Annotated in this window: 19 protein-coding genes and 2 pseudogenes; 8 read left to right on the top strand and 13 right to left on the bottom strand. The window is 72.7% G+C overall.

Annotated features, from left to right (window positions below; translation table 11 throughout):
* Positions 1-5: 5 nt before the first annotated feature.
* From fabG to AB0M79_RS02985, 4 genes are read left to right on the top strand one after another with little or no spacing between them, the layout of a single operon-like run.
* Positions 6-764: a 3-oxoacyl-ACP reductase FabG gene (gene fabG, locus AB0M79_RS03000; RefSeq protein WP_364207217.1), complete on the top strand. Its 759-nt coding sequence runs from the start codon at positions 6-8 to the stop codon at positions 762-764.
* 34 nt (positions 765-798) lie between these two features.
* The gene (locus tag AB0M79_RS02995) at positions 799-1,971 is read left to right on the top strand and encodes an acyl-CoA dehydrogenase family protein (protein ID WP_364207215.1); all 1,173 of its coding nucleotides are present in this window, start codon (positions 799-801) and stop codon (positions 1,969-1,971) included.
* On the top strand, positions 1,968-2,435 hold the full coding sequence (locus AB0M79_RS02990) for a MaoC family dehydratase (protein WP_364207213.1): 468 nt from the start codon (positions 1,968-1,970) through the stop codon (positions 2,433-2,435). The genes AB0M79_RS02995 and AB0M79_RS02990 overlap by 4 nt, the downstream gene beginning before the upstream one ends.
* A complete protein-coding gene (locus tag AB0M79_RS02985) occupies positions 2,432-3,997 on the top strand; it encodes a long-chain fatty acid--CoA ligase (RefSeq protein ID WP_364207211.1) in 1,566 nt (521 codons plus the stop codon). Before AB0M79_RS02990 ends, AB0M79_RS02985 begins: the two co-directional genes overlap by 4 nt.
* A 2-nt stretch (positions 3,998-3,999) precedes the next feature.
* Here AB0M79_RS02985 and AB0M79_RS02980 read toward each other — a convergent pair whose 3' ends face one another.
* From AB0M79_RS02980 to AB0M79_RS02970, 3 genes and pseudogenes are all read right to left on the bottom strand, one after another.
* Positions 4,000-4,467, bottom strand: a complete 468-nt coding sequence (locus tag AB0M79_RS02980; protein WP_364207209.1) for a DUF6069 family protein — start codon at positions 4,465-4,467, stop codon at positions 4,000-4,002.
* Positions 4,468-4,603: 136 nt separating this feature from the next.
* Complete coding sequence (locus AB0M79_RS02975; protein WP_364207607.1) at positions 4,604-5,602, bottom strand: RNA polymerase subunit sigma-70; 999 nt, start codon at positions 5,600-5,602, stop codon at positions 4,604-4,606.
* Positions 5,603-5,785: 183 nt separating this feature from the next.
* A pseudogene (locus AB0M79_RS02970) lies at positions 5,786-6,625 on the bottom strand (LysR family transcriptional regulator); the annotation flags it as partial.
* Between the two features lie 155 nt (positions 6,626-6,780).
* On the opposite strand from AB0M79_RS02970, the gene AB0M79_RS02965 reads away from it, so the two are divergent.
* Positions 6,781-7,296 (top strand): pyridoxamine 5'-phosphate oxidase family protein, encoded by a 516-nt coding sequence (locus tag AB0M79_RS02965; protein WP_364207207.1) that lies wholly within the window; start codon positions 6,781-6,783, stop codon positions 7,294-7,296.
* 23 nt (positions 7,297-7,319) lie between these two features.
* Complete coding sequence (locus AB0M79_RS02960; protein ID WP_364207205.1) at positions 7,320-7,883, top strand: dihydrofolate reductase family protein; 564 nt, start codon at positions 7,320-7,322, stop codon at positions 7,881-7,883.
* Positions 7,884-7,904: 21 nt separating this feature from the next.
* Here the strand turns inward: AB0M79_RS02960 and AB0M79_RS02955 are convergent, their stop codons facing one another.
* From AB0M79_RS02955 to AB0M79_RS02910, 10 genes and pseudogenes are all read right to left on the bottom strand, one after another.
* Complete coding sequence (locus tag AB0M79_RS02955) at positions 7,905-8,168, bottom strand: gas vesicle protein K (RefSeq protein ID WP_357536995.1); 264 nt, start codon at positions 8,166-8,168, stop codon at positions 7,905-7,907.
* 158 nt (positions 8,169-8,326) lie between these two features.
* The gene (locus AB0M79_RS02950; RefSeq protein ID WP_364207203.1) at positions 8,327-8,638 is read right to left on the bottom strand and encodes a gas vesicle protein; all 312 of its coding nucleotides are present in this window, start codon (positions 8,636-8,638) and stop codon (positions 8,327-8,329) included.
* On the bottom strand, positions 8,635-9,414 hold the full coding sequence (locus AB0M79_RS02945; RefSeq protein ID WP_364207201.1) for a GvpL/GvpF family gas vesicle protein: 780 nt from the start codon (positions 9,412-9,414) through the stop codon (positions 8,635-8,637). The genes AB0M79_RS02950 and AB0M79_RS02945 overlap by 4 nt, the downstream gene beginning before the upstream one ends.
* On the bottom strand, positions 9,411-9,761 hold the full coding sequence (locus AB0M79_RS02940; RefSeq protein WP_357537000.1) for a gas vesicle protein: 351 nt from the start codon (positions 9,759-9,761) through the stop codon (positions 9,411-9,413). Before AB0M79_RS02940 ends, AB0M79_RS02945 begins: the two co-directional genes overlap by 4 nt.
* Before the next feature lie 7 nt (positions 9,762-9,768).
* Positions 9,769-10,233: a gas vesicle protein GvpO gene (gene gvpO / locus AB0M79_RS02935; protein WP_364207199.1), complete on the bottom strand. Its 465-nt coding sequence runs from the start codon at positions 10,231-10,233 to the stop codon at positions 9,769-9,771.
* 25 nt (positions 10,234-10,258) lie between these two features.
* On the bottom strand, positions 10,259-10,474 hold the full coding sequence (locus AB0M79_RS02930; protein WP_364207197.1) for a gas vesicle protein GvpG: 216 nt from the start codon (positions 10,472-10,474) through the stop codon (positions 10,259-10,261).
* Between the two features lie 4 nt (positions 10,475-10,478).
* Positions 10,479-11,258, bottom strand: a complete 780-nt coding sequence (locus AB0M79_RS02925) for a GvpL/GvpF family gas vesicle protein (RefSeq protein ID WP_364207605.1) — start codon at positions 11,256-11,258, stop codon at positions 10,479-10,481.
* A 182-nt stretch (positions 11,259-11,440) separates the two neighbouring features.
* Positions 11,441-11,641: pseudogene (gene gvpJ / locus AB0M79_RS02920) on the bottom strand (gas vesicle protein GvpJ); the annotation flags it as partial.
* A gap of 2 nt (positions 11,642-11,643) precedes the next feature.
* Entirely contained in the window at positions 11,644-12,738 is a 1,095-nt protein-coding gene (locus AB0M79_RS02915) for an SRPBCC family protein (protein WP_364207195.1), read from the bottom strand.
* Between the two features lie 5 nt (positions 12,739-12,743).
* Entirely contained in the window at positions 12,744-13,385 is a 642-nt protein-coding gene (locus AB0M79_RS02910; protein ID WP_364207193.1) for a hypothetical protein, read from the bottom strand.
* A gap of 500 nt (positions 13,386-13,885) precedes the next feature.
* Here AB0M79_RS02910 and AB0M79_RS02905 point away from each other — a divergent pair, with 500 nt between their 5' ends.
* Positions 13,886-15,061, top strand: coding sequence for an RNA ligase RtcB family protein (locus AB0M79_RS02905; RefSeq protein WP_364207191.1), 1,176 nt, complete (start codon positions 13,886-13,888; stop codon positions 15,059-15,061).
* Positions 15,058-15,720 carry a peptide chain release factor H gene (gene prfH / locus AB0M79_RS02900; protein WP_364207190.1) on the top strand — a complete coding sequence of 221 codons (663 nt, stop codon included), beginning with the start codon at positions 15,058-15,060 and terminating at the stop codon, positions 15,718-15,720. Before AB0M79_RS02905 ends, prfH begins: the two co-directional genes overlap by 4 nt.
* The last annotated feature ends 9 nt before the right edge of the window (positions 15,721-15,729 follow it).

The raw sequence follows: 15,729 nt of genomic DNA, 5'->3' as shown, positions 1-15,729 counted from the left end.
GCCCCGTGAACAGATTCGCCGACCGGGTCGCCGTCGTCACCGGCGCCGCCCAGGGGATCGGTGCCGCCACCGCCCGCCGGCTCGCCGCCGAGGGAGCCGCCGTCGCGGTCGTCGACCTCGACCCCGAGCGGAGCGAACTCGTCGCCGACGAACTCACCGCCGCCGGCGGCCGGGCGATCGGCATCGGCTGCGACGTCACCGACGCCGACGCGGTCGAGGCGATGACCCAACGGGTGGTCACCGAACTCGGCGGACCGCACATCCTGGTCAACAACGCCGGCATCACCCGCGACAACCTGCTCTTCAGGATGTCGGCCACCGAATGGAACGCGGTGCTGAACACCAACCTGACCAGCATGTTCCACTGCTGCCAGGCGGCTCAGAAACACATGGTCGCCGCGCGCTACGGCCGGATCGTCAACCTGAGCAGCCGCTCCGCGCTCGGCAACCGCGGGCAGGTCAACTACGCCGCGGCCAAGGCCGGGGTGCAGGGGCTCACCGCCACCCTCGCCATCGAACTCGGGCCGTACAACGTCACCGTCAACGCCGTCGCCCCCGGCTACGTCGCGACCGCGATGACCGCCGCCACCGCCGTCCGGGTCGGCGCCACCCCCGAGGACCACCAGCGGACGGTGGCCGACCTGACCCCGCTGCGCCGGGTCGGCCAACCGGAGGAGATCGCCGCCGTGGTCGCCTTCCTGGCCAGCGACGACGCGTCGTACGTCAGCGGCCAGACCCTCTACGTCAACGGCGGCGCCCGCTGACCGCCGGCACCGACGAACACGCCAGGAGGAGACCGTGGACTTCGCACCGAGCGACGAGGAGCGGGCGATCCGGGACACCGCCCGGGAGTTCATCAACCGGGAGATCATGCCGCTGGAGCCGGAGGTGCTCCGCCGCGAACGTGCCCACCTGCCCGGCCTGGAACCCGGCCAGCTACGCGAGTTGCAGCTGCGGGCCCGCAAGTTCGGCTTCTGGGGCCTGGACACCCCCGACGAGTACGGCGGGATGGGCCTGCCGGCCGTCACCCAGTCAATGGTCTGGACCGAGGTGGGGCGCACCTTCGTCCCGTTCCGGTTCGGCGGCGAGGCCGACAACATCCTCTTCCACGCCAACGAGGAGCAGAAGCGTGAATACCTGCTGCCGACCATCGAGGGCGAACGCCGCTCCTGCTTCGCCATCACCGAACCCGGCGCCGGCTCCGACGCGGCCAACATCCGCCTCACCGCCCGCCGCGACGGCGACGACTGGGTCCTCGACGGCGAGAAGACCTTCATCACCGGCGGCAACGAGGCCGACTTCGCCATCGTCATCGCGGTCACCGACCGCGACCGCGACGTCCGCCGGGGCGGCAGCACCGCCTTCCTCGTCGACCGCGACATGGGCTGGCGCTCGGAGTTCATCCAGACGATGGGGGAGGGCGGCCCGGCCGCGCTGGTCTTCGAGGACGTCCGGGTACCGGCCCGCAACGTCCTCGGCGAGGTCGGCCAGGGCTTCGCGCTGGCCATGCAGTGGATCGGCAAGGGCCGGTACGTCATCCCGTCGCACGCGCTCGGCATCGCCGAACGCGCGCTGGCCATGGCGATCGACCACGCGAACACCCGGCACACCTTCGGCCGGCCCATCGGCGACAACCAGGCCATCGCCTGGATGCTCGCCGACTCCGAGACCGAACTGGAGGCGGCCCGCTGGCTGGTGCTGCGCGCCGCCTGGACCGTCGACGCCGGACTCGACCCGAGGCACGCCTCGTCGATGGCGAAACTCTACGGCGCCGGCATGGTCAACCGGGTGGTCGACCGGGTGATGCAGATCCACGGCGGTATGGGCTACACCCGGGAACTGCCGATCGAACGCTGGTACCGGCAGGCCCGGCTGCTGCGCATCTTCGAGGGCACCGACGAGATGCAACGACTGATCATCTCCCGCGACCTGCTGCGCGGCTACACCAAGCTCGGAGGGCACCTCGCGTGAGAACCTTCGGATCGCCCGCCGAACTCGCCGCCGCGGTCGGCGACACCCTCGGCCCCGGGCGGTGGCACCCGGTCGGTCAGGACCGGGTCGACCTCTTCGCCGACGCCACCGACGACCACCAGTGGATCCACGTCGACCCGCGACGGGCCGCCGCCGGACCGTTCCGTGGCACCGTCGCCCACGGCTACCTCACCCTCTCGCTGCTGCCGGCCCTGGTCCGCGACGTCTACCGGGTCGACGGGGTGCGGATGGGGGTTAACTACGGGCTGAACCGGGTACGGTTCCCGGCCCCGCTGCGCACCGGTGGCCGGATCCGGGCCAGCGTCCGGATCGACGCGGTGACCGAGGCGGCCGGTGGGCTCCAGGTGGTCAAGACCGTCACCGTGGACAGCGACGGCGGCGGCAGACCGGTCTGCGTGGCCGAGACGGTCAGCCGCCTCTACCTCGCCGGGGAGGAGTCGTGACCAGCCTCTCGCTCGCCACCGTGCTCGCCGAATCCGCCCGGCGGCACCCCGCGAAGGTCGCCGTCGTCGACGGCGACACCCGGGTCACGTACGCGCGACTGTGGCACGAGGCCCGCACCTACGCGGCCGGCCTGCGCGAACTGGGCGTACGGCCCGGCGACACCGTCGCCCTGCTCGCCCCGAACGTGGTCGACTTCCCGCGCGCCTACTACGGGGCGCTCGCGGCCGGCGCGGTCGTGGTCCCGGTGCACCTGCTGCTCACCGCCGACGAGGCCGCGTACGTGCTCCGCGACAGCCGGGCCGACCTGCTGGTCTGCCACGGCAGCCAGCTCGCGATGGGCGCGGCGGCCGCCGAACGGGCCGGCATCCCGCTGGTCACCGTCGGCGCGGTGGCGCCGGTGCCCGCCCAGCGTCCCGGGACGCCGGTCCGGCGCCTGGAGGACCTGTACGCCGGACTCGAACCGGTGCCGTCGTACGTCTCCCGTGGCGCCGAGGACCCGGCGGTGATCCTCTACACCAGCGGCACCACCGGCGAGCCGAAGGGCGCCGTGCTGACCCATCTCAACCTGGTGATGAACGCCATGGTGAACGTCTTCGACGCCAACGACGCCCGACCGACCGACGTGGTGCTCGGCTGCCTGCCGCTGTTCCACACCTTCGGGCAGACGGTGGCGATGAACGGCACCTTCCGCATCGGCGGCACCCTGGTGCTGCTCGCCCGGTTCACCGGCCCCGCCGCGCTGGACCTGATGGTCCGCGAACGGGTGGACGTCTTCCACGGCGTGCCGACGATGTACATCGCACTGCTGGAAGCCGCCGCCGGCCGCGACGAGCTGCCCCGGCCGCGGCTGTGCGTCTCCGGCGGCGCGTCACTGCCGGTCGCCGTACTCGAACGCTTCAACACCGCCTTCGGCACCACGATCTTCGAGGGGTACGCCCTGTCGGAGACCGCACCGACCGCGACCACCAACCAGCCGCACTTCGGCACCCGCGCCGGCACCGTCGGGCATCCGATCTGGGGCGTCGAGGTCGAGATCGCCCGCCCGGAGGTTCCGGATCGCGTCGAGCTGCTGGGCGTCGGTGAGCTGGGCGAGATCGTCATCCGCGGGCACAACGTCTTCGCCGGATACCTCGGCCGTCCGGAGGCGACCGCGGAAGCGGTCGTCGACGGCTGGTTCCGCACCGGTGACCTCGGCACCCGCGACGCCGACGGGTTCGTCACCATCGTCGACCGGACCAAGGACGTGGTGATCCGGGGCGGGTTCAACGTCTACCCCCGCGAGGTCGAGGAGGTGCTCGCCCGGCACCCGGCGGTCGCCCAGGTCGCCGTGATCGGCGTACCGGACCCGGTGCACGGTGAGGAGATCTGCGCCGTGGTCGTGCCCGACCCGGCGGCCGATCCGCCACCGGACGCGGAGGAACTGATCGCCTGGGCCCGCGAGCGGCTCGGCCGGCACAAGTATCCGCGCCGGATCCGGTTCCTCGAACGGCTGCCGCTCGGGCCGAGCCACAAGGTGCTGAAACGGGAGCTGCGCCGCACCTTCGCGGCGGAACACCGGTGACGTCACGAACCGCGCTCGCCGCCCCGGGTGCGCAGGCTCCGCGCCAGGGTGGGGATCATCACCGCCGCGGGGACGAGATGCAGCCCGAGGAGGGCGGCGGTGGTGGCGGTGTTCGCCCCGGCGAGGAGGGGTGGGACCATCGAGATCGCGGTCAGCGACACCGCCGTCCACACGAATCGCTGGGCGGGGTGGGCGCTCCAACGAAGAAGAGCGACGGCGATGGCGATGCCCACGACCGAGAAGAAGCCGGTCACGACGGCGAACCCGGCCAACGGGATCGTCTCGCCGCTGCCGGAGACTGCGAAGTCGACGCCGACGGCCCGGGCAAGCGCGGCGGCGAGGGTGGTGGCCACCGTCGCCACGAGCGCGGCGATGAAGCCGGTGACGGCGAGCCCGCCGAGCCGGCCGGGGTGGCTGGTCCGGCCCGATGCCGGGCTCGCGACGACCCCGGTGTCATTCATGCTGTTCATGTTGTTCCTCCACCATTTCGGTAACCGGCGTACGGGGTGGGTCGACCGGCAGGTGCCGGTCCTGGTCCCGAGATGACGACGCGCACCCTCGCCCGGCGACGGCCGGGTCGCGCGGGGCGCGGACGCCGGACCGGGACTACTCCGTGCCGTCCGCCGGCAGGCGCTCCGGCAGCCCGAGCCGCGCGAACTGGTCGTCGTGGAACGTGACGATCTCGGTGATCGCCCCGCCCGTGACGCGCAGGACGTCGATCGTCAGCGGCAGGTACGCCCCCTCCGGCTTCCGCCAGTGGTAGAAGGCGACGGCCGGCTGCCGGTTCACGGAGGTAGGGACGGCGCGCAGGTGCTTCATGCCCTCGAAGCCGCTCTCGACCCAGTCCTTCACCACCGCTTCGCGGCCGACGTACAGGCCGGGCGTGGGCGGCATCGAGCAGCGGACGTCGTCCCGAAGCAGTGCGGCGAGCCCGCCGATGTCCGTGGCCACGCTGGCGTCGGTGTAGCGGCGCACCAGTTCGCGCGTCCCGGCGTCCTCCTCGCCGCCGGTCCAGTCCTGCCGCTCGGCGGGCAGGTGCTCCCGCATGCCGGCGCGGGCCCGCTGCAGCGCGCTGTTCACGGAGTTGACGGAGTCCCCGAGGAGTTCCGCGACGTCCTTCGCCGGCCAGCCGAGCACGTCCCGCAGGATCAGTACGGCCCGCGGACGCGGCGCGAGGTGCTGGACCGCGACCAGGTAGGCCAGCTCGATCGTCTCCCGCGCGACGGCGACGGTCTCCGGCTCGTCCGCGTCGCCCGCGGGCAGTTCGTCGAGCAGCCGGTCCGGGTAGGGCTGCAGCCACCGCACCTCGCCGCCGGTCGCGGGCTCCGGGCGGCACCTGGCGAGCAGGTCCAGGCAGGCGTTGGTGGCGATCCGGTACAGCCAGGCCCGGAACGTCGACCGCCCCTCGAAGGTCTCCCGCCGCCGCCAGGCACGCAGGAACGTCTCCTGCACGGTGTCCTCGGCGTCCTCGAACGACCCGAGCATCCGGTAGCAGTGCACGTGCAGCTCCCGCCGGTGCCGCTCCGCCAGCCCCGAGAACGCCGGCTCGTCGACCTCGCCCAGACCACTCACGCCCAGCTCCTCCAGCCGCGTGTCCGCACTCATCACGTCATCCCTCCGCCTTGTCGTGTCCCGTCGTACGTATGACGGGTGCGGGCGCGACAACTCATCACCAGGGTCGGTCGGCATGGCTGGGCAGGGGCTGCCGGCCGGGGCCGGGTCGGCGCCGGCGGGATCGGCGCTGGTGGCGGTGGGTGGGTGGACGGCCGGCCCGGCGGCGTGGTGGAGGAAGGCCGACGCGAGGGGGCCGAGGTCGTCGGTGCGCCAGACCAGCGCGTAGTCGAAGGTGGGGCGTCCGGCGATGGGTACGCAGGTGAGACCGGGGCGTGGATAGAGCTGCCCGGTCTGGGCACCGACGACGGCGACGCCGTGGCCGGAGGTGACGTAGGCGAGCATTTCCTGGAAGCCGGGCAGGAACGTGATTCTGGCCGTCGGCCAGGCGATGGGGAGATGGTGCGCGATCCAGTAGTCGGGAAGGCCCTGCGCGAAGAGGAAGTTCTGTCCGGTCAGATCGGCGGGTGTGACGTGGGCGAGCCGGGCCAGGTGGTGGTCGGTGGGGACGGCGAGCAGTGCCGCTTCGGACAGCAGCACCGGCCCGACGGTGAGGTCCGGTTCGGTGACCGGCAGCGGCAGGACCGACAGGTCGACTTCGGCGTGGCGCAGCGGACCGCACAGGTCGGCCAGGGCGGTCTCGCGGATGGTGACCCGGCAGTCGGGCGTACGGGTGTGGAAGGTGTCGACCAGGGGCAGGACGTGGCGCGCGACGGCGGCGGACATGTAGCCGAGGTGGAGTTCGCCGGTGGTGCCGTGGCCGGCGGCGATCGCCCGCGCGATCGCCGCCTGGACCTGGGCGTAGGCCGGGCCGAGTTCGTCGAGGAGCTGTCGGCCGAGGGGGGTGAGGTCCACCCGGCGGGTGGTTCGGGTGAACAGCGGCGCCCCCAACCGGCGCTCGATCTTCTTGATCGTTTGGCTGATCGAGGCCGGGGCCACGCGCAGACGCTGGGCGGTGCGAGCGAAATGCAGTTCCTGGGCCAGTGCGAGGAACACCTCGATGTCCTGCCGTTCCATCTCCTGATTGTTCAGCCCGGCTGAACAATCATGCAAATTCTCGCTGTTGATCGCGCCGCCTCCGGCCGACCAGGATGACCCTGACAGCACGAACGGGAGGCGTGATGGCAGGCGAACCGGTCGACCTGAACAGCCGACGGGTGGGGTGAGCGTCGATGTGGGCCACCGTGCCGCGCCTGCTCGCGCAGCACCACTACCTCGTCCTCGGTACCGCGGACAGCGAGGGCCGCCCGTGGGCCACCCCGGTGTTCTACGCGGCCGACGGCGAGCACCGGATCCTGTGGGTGTCCGCACCCGACAGCCGGCACTCCCGCAACATCGCCGCGCGTCCCGAAGTGGCGATCACCGTCTTCGACACGCACGCGCCCATCGGCGGAGCGGAGGCGCTCTACCTGGAGGCGACCGCCGAACCGGTCCCCGACGATGCCCGTGCCGCGGCCCTCGCCGTACTCAACACCCGGCTGCCAACCGGTCACCGGTTGGGCCCGGACGACCTTGAACCAGCGGGACCGTTGCGGGTCTACCAGGCCGCCATCGCCAGGCATTTCATACTCATCCGGGGCGGTGACACCCGGTTCGACAACGTCACCGACGCCCGGCTCGCGGTCACCCCACCTGATCCCGGCACACCGATGTCCCCCGACCGGCCGGTCTGCTTGCATGGCAGGTGAGCCCCGACGGAAGGAGAACCGGTATGGGCAAGCTGATCTACTCGATGATCACGTCCCTCGACGGCTACGTGAGTGACCCGGACGGCAAGTTCGACTGGGGCTTCCCCGAGCAGGAGTTGCACGAGTTCGTCAACGAGTTGTCGCGCTCGTTCGGGACGTACCTCTACGGCCGCCGGATGTACGAGACGATGGTCTACTGGGAGACCGCGCACACCCTGGCCGATCCGCCCCCGTTCATCCTGGAGTACGCCCGGGCCTGGCAGGCCGCCGACAAGGTCGTCTACTCCACGACGCTGAACGAGGTCGCCAGCACGCGGACGCGGATCGAGCGGACGTTCGACCCGGACGCGGTGCGCGCCCTGAAGGCGGAGTCCGATCTCGACATCACCGTCGACGGGCCCAACCTCGCGGCGCAGGCGGTTCGCGCCGGACTGGTCGACGAGTTCCAGCTCTACGTCGCGCCGGTCATCGTCGGTGGCGGCAATCCGTTCTTTCCCCCGGTGCGCGTCGACCTCGAACTGCTGGACGAGCGCCGCTTCGGCAACGGTGTCGTCCACCTGCGGTACGGCGTCCGGCACGACGCCTAGAGCCGGGCGGCAGCCCGGCGGTCACTGGCGGGGGAGCAGCGGCCCGAGCGGGCCGAGGTCCAGGTTGAGGTCCTCGGGGGACAGCCCGAAGTGCTCCCGCAGTTCGGTCATCTGTTCCTCCAGCGCCATCAGCGTCGCGCCGACCCGCTCGATCTGCTCCTCGGTGAGGTCGCCCTGGTCGATCCGGCGCAGGGCCTGGCGCTCCATGAGCTGCCGCAGCAGCTCGATGATGGTCAGCACCAGGCCGCCGAGGCCGCGTTCGATCCCGTCCCGGTCGACGTCCACCCGTGGCCCGAGCGGCCGAACCGTCGGAACGTCCGGCTCTTCCACCCTGTCGGCCCCCAGGTGGGGCGTGTCTACCCTGTCGGCCCCGAGACGGGGCGTGTCTACCCTGTCGGCCCCGAGACGGGGCGTGTCTACCCTGTCGGCCCCCAGGTGCGGCTCTACCATGCCGGCCCCCCGTCGGGCGGGGTGGCGTGGTCCACGGGGTCCGCCACCTCGCCGTCGACGACCGCCCCGGCGCCGTCCCCGCCGGACGCCGCCCCGGACGTTGCCTCGGCGGCACCGGCGCTGGCCCGTACCGACGCGAGCAACGCCCGCAGCGACACGTGCACCAGGTCGACATCGGCGATGGACAACGCCAGCTCACCGCTGACCACGACGCCCTTGCCGAGCACCCGGTCGAGCAGGTCCACCAGCGCGATGGGTCGGTAGTCGGCGGCCCCACCGGGGCCACCGGGCACCATCTCGGTCATCGGGTCGCCGCCTCCCGCTCGTCGGTCGCGGTGAACGAGTACGGCGGCCAGGGACCGGTCAGCTCGACCGTGACCCCGGGATGCCGCGGGGCCAGCTCCCGGACCAGGTCGGCGAAGTCGTCCGCCCGGTCCGCGTCGACCAGGTAGGCGCCGTTCAGCACCATCCACTCCGGACGGCCGCTGAGCCGGCCGTCCTGCGGCGGGTGGTGACGGGCCTCGAGGGACCGCCCGGCGAGCGCGGCGTGCAGCCGGTCGGCGTCGGCCGCGGCCGTCCGCTCGGCGGTCTCGGTCGCCGTCATCCGCGCCCGCTTGCGCATCAGGTACGCCCGTCCGGCGCCGCCGCCGGCGCCCGCCGGCTCGGCCGGAGCCGTCGGAGCCGGCACGGCGTACGCCTTGACGCCCCACTCGATGCGGCCCTCGACCCGGTCGAGGGCGGCGGTCAGGTCGTCGTGGTGCTCGGTCAGCATGGCCGCCACCCGCGCGTCGTCGAGCTGGACGGTGGCCAGCCGGGCCGGTACGACCGGACCGAGGCGGGCCACCGCGTCGGCGACCTCGTGGTGCGTGCGGGCGACGCTGGTGAGCCAGTCCAGGTTCTCGAGGTTGCGCCGCAACGCCTCCTCGCCGTACTCGGCCAGGTCCACGGTGGCGACCACGGCGACCAGACCGGCCGCCGCGACGGCGCGTACCGGCGCCCCACCGACCCCGGTGATGCCGGCCAGCCGGTCGGCGGACAGGCCCCGGCTGACCGCGTGCACCCAGGTTCCGTGTTCGCTCATCGGGTCTCCTCCCGCCGGGCGTCCAGGCGCCCCTCGTCGCGTACCGGTTCCGCCTCCACCGCCCGCCGGTCACCGTCGGATTCGATCTCGTTCCCGGTCGGCGCGGCCCCGACCTCCGGCCCGCGCGGGCGGCTGGACAGGAACGGATCGCGTTCCCACCAGTCGATGCCCATCTCCCGGGCGGTGTCCACCGAGGCCACCACGAGGCGCAGCTTGATGGTGAGCAGTTCGATGTCGAGCAGGTTGATCCGGATGTCGCCGGCGATCACCACACCACGGTCGAGCACCCGTTCGAGGATGTCGGCGAGGTTGGTCGGATCCTGCCCACGGGGTTGCAGGGTGCTCATCGTCCCCTCACCGGTCCCCGCCGGTATCGCCGCGCCCCCGGGCGTAACGGCGGACGCGCCGGTAGCCGAGCAGTTCGCCGTCGTCGTCCAGATCCGCCACGTACACCGCGAGGATGTCGCCGGACGACGGGACCCGGCGGTCCTCGACCACCTCGACGCCGACCGTCCAGCCGGACTCGCCGCGTTCCAGCGACGTGATCCCGATCGGCGCCTTGCCGGTCAGTTCGGCGACGTACTCCAGGCCGGCGCGGGCGGCCCGGCTGGCCGGCAGCCCCGACCGGGACTCCCGCCGGCCGGTGTCGTCGCGGTCGGTGTCGTCGAGATCGGTGTCGTCCGGGTCGGCGTCGTCATCGTCGTACGCCGGCCCGTCCCCGTCCTGCTCGTGCCGCAGCCGGTCGTCGTCGGCCTCGTCCCGATAGCGTTCGCCGCGCGACCGCCGGGTCGCCGACCGGTCCGCTTTCGAGGTGGGCATGGTTACCTCCGTTGTTGCCGGTTGGTCAGCCGACCAGCCGGTCGATGATCTGCTGTTCGGCCGTGGCCAGTTCCTCGTCGGAAAGTTCGCCGGCGGCGGCCGCCGCCGACAGTTCCTCGAGTTGCCGCTGGACGGTGGCCGGGTCGTACAGCTCCTGCTCGGCCTGGTCCCGCAGCACCCTGGCCAGTCCGACGAGACCGTGCACGGGGGCCAGGGGCAGGCTCAGGATGGGGCCCAACACCGACTCACCCCCGGTCCAGCAACCGGTCGACGAAGTCGTACGGCGCCTGCGGGCCGATCAGCCGGACCGTGGCCCGCTGTTCCTGCTCGGCGGCGATCCGCTCCACCCCGTCCTCGAACTCGGCCCGCCGTTCGGTCTCCACCAGGAAGACCAGGTGCGCGGCGTCGAACTCCGACGTCGGCGGCCGGGTGCCGGCGGTGACCGCCACCGGCGACAGCTCCGCCAGCAACTGCTCGGTGTCGGCGGCCCGCCGGGCCTCGACCTCGGCGTTGATGACCTCGCCGAGCCGGATCCGGACGTCGCGCAGCGCCTCGGCGGGCTGCCCCTGGAGCCGGTCGCGCAGGTCCGCCGCCTCCGCGTTGCCGGCGAGGACCTCGGACAGTACGGCCCGCTCCACGTACCGCAGCCGGACGACGTACTGGGCCACGCCCTCCAGCCGGTCGAGCGCCCGCCGGTAGTCGTCGTGCCGGTCGGCGAGAAGGTCGGTTACGGCTTCCTCGTCGCGGGCCACCGTCCCGAACCGTACGGGCAGCACCGGCGCGGCCAGCGTCACCCCGTCCAGCAGGGTCTGGTACGCCCGCAGGTCGTCGGGACGACCCAGCGGCCGGTCCAGCGGAACGTCGCTGACCAGGGCGGCGACGTCGCCGTGCACGACGACGGAGACCGGTGCCGCCGGATCGCCCACGCCCCGGGCGTCACCGGTCGGCTCCACGTCGGCGGGCACCAGGCCGTAGATGAAGAAGCCGTTCGTGTCGGGACCCGCCTCGCGGGTGTCGACGGACATGGTCACCGGTCCTCCCGTCGCTGGCGGCGCGGAGCGCGCTCGCGGTCGTTGTCGTCGCGGCCGCCGCCGACCAGTTCGCCGAGGGCGTCGCCGGCCTTGTCCAGGAGGTTGCCCTTCGGGCCCTGGACGACCTCCGGCAGGCCCCGACCGGCCTGCGAGCCGTCGAGGGTGAGCCGGTTGGTCGCCTCCGCGAAGCGGAGGTACGTGTCGACGCTGGCGACCACGATCCGCGCGTCGATGGTCAGCAGCTTGATCCCGACGATGCCGACCGACACGTGTGCGTCGATCACCACGCCCTTGTCCAGGATCGTGCCGACCACCTCGGCGAGGTCCGAGGCGGATCCGCGCTGGACTCCGCCGCCGCCGGGTTCCTGTACTGCCATGGTCATCGCCGGTCACCTCCAGGGGCGCGGTCACGGTTGCCGCGCTGTCGGGGCGGTCGGGACCGCCCGGTGTCGTCGTCCCGGTCCTTGCGTGTCGCGGCACCCGCGCGCGACCGGCCGCGTGCCGGCTCGGCGTCGGGTTCCCGGTCGTCGTCCCGGTCGTCGCCGTCCGGGTCGTCCGGCTCGTCCCCGGGGTCGTCGTGCTCGTCGGCGGCCTGCTCGGCGCGTTTGTCGGCCCGCCCGTCGTGCTCGTCGTCGGCCCGTTCGTCGGCGAGCGCCGTCTGGTGGTCGCGGACCACCTGACCGTCGCGGATCTCGCCCCGCCATCCGTCGACCCCGTCGGGGTCGAGCACGGTGCGCGTCATCACGTGCCGGACGAAGTGCTTCAGTTCGAGCCGGGCGCGGCGGCCCTGGGCGCGCCACAGGTTGCCGGTGCGCTCGAACAGGCCCTGCGGGTGGTATTCGAGTACGACCAGGATGCGGGTCAGGTCAGGGGCCAGCTCGTGGAAGCTGACGGCGCCGTCGACGTGCCCCTTCTTGCCCGTGGACCGCCACACGATGCGCTCGTCGGGCACCTGTTCGACCACGGTGGCCTCCCAGGTGCGGTGCGACCAGAAGACCTGCGCCTTCCACGTGGTCTTCTCGTCGCTGGCCCGGTCGACGTTCTCGACCTTCTTCATGAAGCTGGAGAAGTCCTCGTAGCGGGTCCACTGGTCGTACGCGACTCGGACCGGCACGCCGACGTCGATCGACTCGACGATGTTGGTCACCTTGATCTTGCCCTTGCCGGCGCCGGCCTTGCCCACGGCTTCCTTGAGCTTCTCCTTGGCGCCGGCCAGGCCGGCGCTGAGCCCGGCCTTCAACGGGGACGATCCGTCGGCCAGCTTCCGCGCGCCGGTGGCCGCCGCCACCACGCCCGGGCCGCCGCCGTTGGCCGCGTAGTCGACGAGCCGTTCGGTGGCCGCGCCCATGCGGTCGGCGGCCGCCGACACCAGCCGCTCGACGGCGGCGCTGACCAGGTTCTGCACCTCGTCGGCGAGGCGTCCGGAGATCTTTTCGCCGATGCCCTGGCCGACGCCCGGGTTCCGGGTGGTCATCGTGCTCACCTTCCTCGCCGGCGTACCGGCGCGTCGGTGGTCTTCGACCGGGAGGACCGTGGGGCCTGCCGGGTCCGGGGAGCGTCGTCCTCCCCGCCGTCGTCCTCCCCGTCGTCCTCACCGTCACCGTCGGCGTCGGGTCCGGCCGGCCGACGGGCCCGCCCGCCGCCCTGCCGGCCCGCCCGCGACCCGCTGCCGGACCGGGGCGCCGGCTCGTCGTCGCGGTCGTCCTCGTCAGGCTCGTCGTCCGGGTACGACTCGTCGTCGGGCTCGTCCGCGCGCAGGTCCTCGTCGCGCTGGTCGTCCCGCTCGTCGTCGGGCTCGTCGCGGTCGTCCCGCAGGACGCGGTCCGCGCCGCGCAGGACCTCGGCCCGGCCGTGCAGCCGGTCGCTCACCGAGTCGATCCGGCTGCTCACCGCACTGACCGCCGCCGCCTTGCCGGCGGCCACCAGCGGCCCGCGCAGGTCGAGGAGTTTGGCGACGTCGACGGAACCGCCGAGCGACCGGAGCAGGCCGCCGGAGTTCGCGCTGAGCCGGCCGGCCGCCGCCGCGGCGCCGAGCACGAGTGCCGCGCCGAGTCGCTTGCGCCGGCCGAGTAGATATCCCGTCCCGAGAATGAGCGCAAAACGCGCTCCCTGCTGAATCACTATCGGACCTCTTCCCGATCGCGTGTCCTGCCACGAATTGCGATGTCGTGCTGTCGGCTTGGTGCTGTTGCCGGATGGCAAGCGTGCCGACGGGGCCTCTGCTACCCACGTGGGCGAGCCCCGGAAACATGGGTTTTTGCTGGTCACGCCATGTATGTGCCAGCTGACACGCAGGCTGTTCGGGCATATCGGTCAGGCGGGTCGAGGCGGAACGTGGGGTGCGAGAAATGCATCAAGCAGTCATTGTGAACACCTGTCGAAGAATTGCGTGACGGGGCTTACGGAAATGCGATCCGAGTTTCCGTTCGGGCCGGTCCTCTGCCGAGTCCCCGCATCGAGCGCCGCCGTACGGCGAAAACCGGTTGCCCGGCCGGACCGGCTCGGCGAGGGTGGTGCCCATGACGTTCTGACGGACCGCACCCACGTTCACTCCGAGGCCCCACGACACCACCGTGTGCCGGGCCGCCGTCCGTCCGTGCCTCCCCGAAAAGAGAGCGTCCTTGTCCCAGCACCACCCCCGGCCGGAGTCCGTCCCGGCCACCGTCACCGTCTTCGCCTCGCCCACGAGCTGGATCGAGTCCGACGCCGTCGCGCAGTGTCACCAGGTCGCCGCGCTCGACGGCATGGTCCACGTCGCCGGCATGCCGGACCTGCATCCCGGCAAGGGCGCCCCGATCGGGGCCGCCATGACGTCGACCGTGCTGTACCCGTTCCTGGTGGGGTCCGACATCGGGTGCGGCATCGCCGTGTTCCCGCTCCGGCTCAAGCGGGTCGTACCCGAGAAGCTCGCCGCCCGCTTCCCCGACCTCGACCGTGCGCTGGACCCCGAGCGGGACGCCGACGACCCGGCCTGGGCCGTCGTGGCGGGTGACATTCCCGCAGGTCACGTCGAAGGGCTCGGCACGGTCGGCCGGGGCAACCACTTCGTCGAGCTGGCCCGGGTCGGCACCGTCTTCGAGCCGGAGCACGCGCGCCGGCTCGGGCTCGCCGAGGGCGACGTCGTCCTCGTCGTCCACAGTGGTTCCCGTGGCCTGGGGGAGCGGATCCTGCGGGCACACACCGAGGTCCACGGCGCCGGCCCGACCCCCGATCCGGCCGGCTACCTGGCGATGCACGACGCCGCCGTACGGTGGGGGTCGCTCAACCGGCGGCTGCTGGCCGCCCGGGTCGCCCACGCCCTGGGCGCCGAACCGACCGAGCCGGTCGTCGACCAGTGCCACAACCTGGTCGAGGTCCGCGACGGCGGCTACCTGCACCGCAAGGGGGCGGCCCCGGGCGACGGCCGCGACGTGCTCGTCGCCGGCACGCGGGGGACACCCTCCTACCTGGTGGCCGCCCACGCCGGCCCGGACGCCAACCATTCGGTGGCGCACGGTGCGGGCCGCAAGATGTCGCGCGCCGACGCCCTGCGCCGGGGCCGGGCCAAGCACACCGTCGAGGAACTGCGCCGTACGCCGGTGGGGTCGCTGGTGGTCTGCGGCGACCGGCAGTTGCTCTTCGAGGAGGCGCCGACGGCGTACAAGCGCATCGAGCAGGTGATCGGCGACCTCGTCGACCACGGTATGGCCACGCCGGTGGCCACCACGGTGCCGCTGGTCACCTACAAGACGCCCGAGCCCGGCACCGCCGGTCGGCGGGACCGTCGCGACCACCGGCGCGGACGGGGCCGGTCGTGAGCGTCCATCTGCTCATGTCGGCCGGACGCGGCCCGCGCGAGTGCGCCTGGGCCCTGGCGGAGCTGCTGCGGCGGCTGGAGGGCGACGCCGTCCGGCACGGGCTGGTCACGCGACGGGCCGAGGTCGTTCCCGGTGAGCGGCCCGGCACCTACCGGTCGGTCCTGGTCGAGATCTCCGGGGCCGGCGCCGAGGCGTTCGCCGCGTCGTGGACCGGCACCCTGTGCTGGCAGGCCCCCAGTCCCTACCGGGCCGTCGGCCGCAAGAACTGGTACGTCACCGCCCGGCCCTGTGACGTCGACGTGCCGCGTACGACGTTCGCCGAGGCGGACGTCGACGTCGTCGCCTGCCGCACCGGCGGTCCCGGCGGTCAGCACCGCAACAAGGCCAGCACGGCGGTACGGGCCACCCACCGGCCGTCGGGGATCGTCGTCGTGGTCGACACCGAGCGGGAGTTCGGCCTCAACCGCGGTATCGCCATGCGGTTGCTGCGGCAGCGTCTGGAGCAGCGCGACGAGGCGGCGGGGCGGGCCGTCGACACGGCCCGCTGGCGCATCCACGACGAACTGGTACGCGGGGATCCCGTCCGGACCGAACGGCCGGAGCCGTCCGGGCGGGACCAGCCGCGCCGGAAGGCGGTGCGGCGAACGGGCGGCGACTAGCCACAATCG

It is taken from the genome of Polymorphospora sp. NPDC051019 (genome assembly GCF_040683055.1).
In the GTDB taxonomy this organism is placed as follows: Bacteria; Actinomycetota; Actinomycetes; order Mycobacteriales; family Micromonosporaceae; genus Polymorphospora; species Polymorphospora lycopeni.
This window is presented reverse-complemented; position numbering and strand designations above follow the sequence as displayed.

Coding starts and splice junctions, on each gene's coding strand:
- gvpO (WP_364207199.1), bottom strand. CDS start 10,233: ATGCCCACCTCGAAAGCGGACCGGTCGGCGACCCGGCGGTCGCGCGGC.
- AB0M79_RS02945 (WP_364207201.1), bottom strand. CDS start 9,414: ATGAGCGAACACGGAACCTGGGTGCACGCGGTCAGCCGGGGCCTGTCC.
- AB0M79_RS02980 (WP_364207209.1), bottom strand. CDS start 4,467: ATGAACAGCATGAATGACACCGGGGTCGTCGCGAGCCCGGCATCGGGC.
- AB0M79_RS02965 (WP_364207207.1), top strand. CDS start 6,781: ATGTGGGCCACCGTGCCGCGCCTGCTCGCGCAGCACCACTACCTCGTC.
- AB0M79_RS02940 (WP_357537000.1), bottom strand. CDS start 9,761: ATGAGCACCCTGCAACCCCGTGGGCAGGATCCGACCAACCTCGCCGAC.
- AB0M79_RS02915 (WP_364207195.1), bottom strand. CDS start 12,738: ATGACCACCCGGAACCCGGGCGTCGGCCAGGGCATCGGCGAAAAGATC.
- AB0M79_RS02925 (WP_364207605.1), bottom strand. CDS start 11,258: ATGTCCGTCGACACCCGCGAGGCGGGTCCCGACACGAACGGCTTCTTC.
- AB0M79_RS02950 (WP_364207203.1), bottom strand. CDS start 8,638: ATGACCGAGATGGTGCCCGGTGGCCCCGGTGGGGCCGCCGACTACCGA.
- AB0M79_RS02960 (WP_364207205.1), top strand. CDS start 7,320: ATGGGCAAGCTGATCTACTCGATGATCACGTCCCTCGACGGCTACGTG.
- AB0M79_RS02975 (WP_364207607.1), bottom strand. CDS start 5,602: ATGAGTGCGGACACGCGGCTGGAGGAGCTGGGCGTGAGTGGTCTGGGC.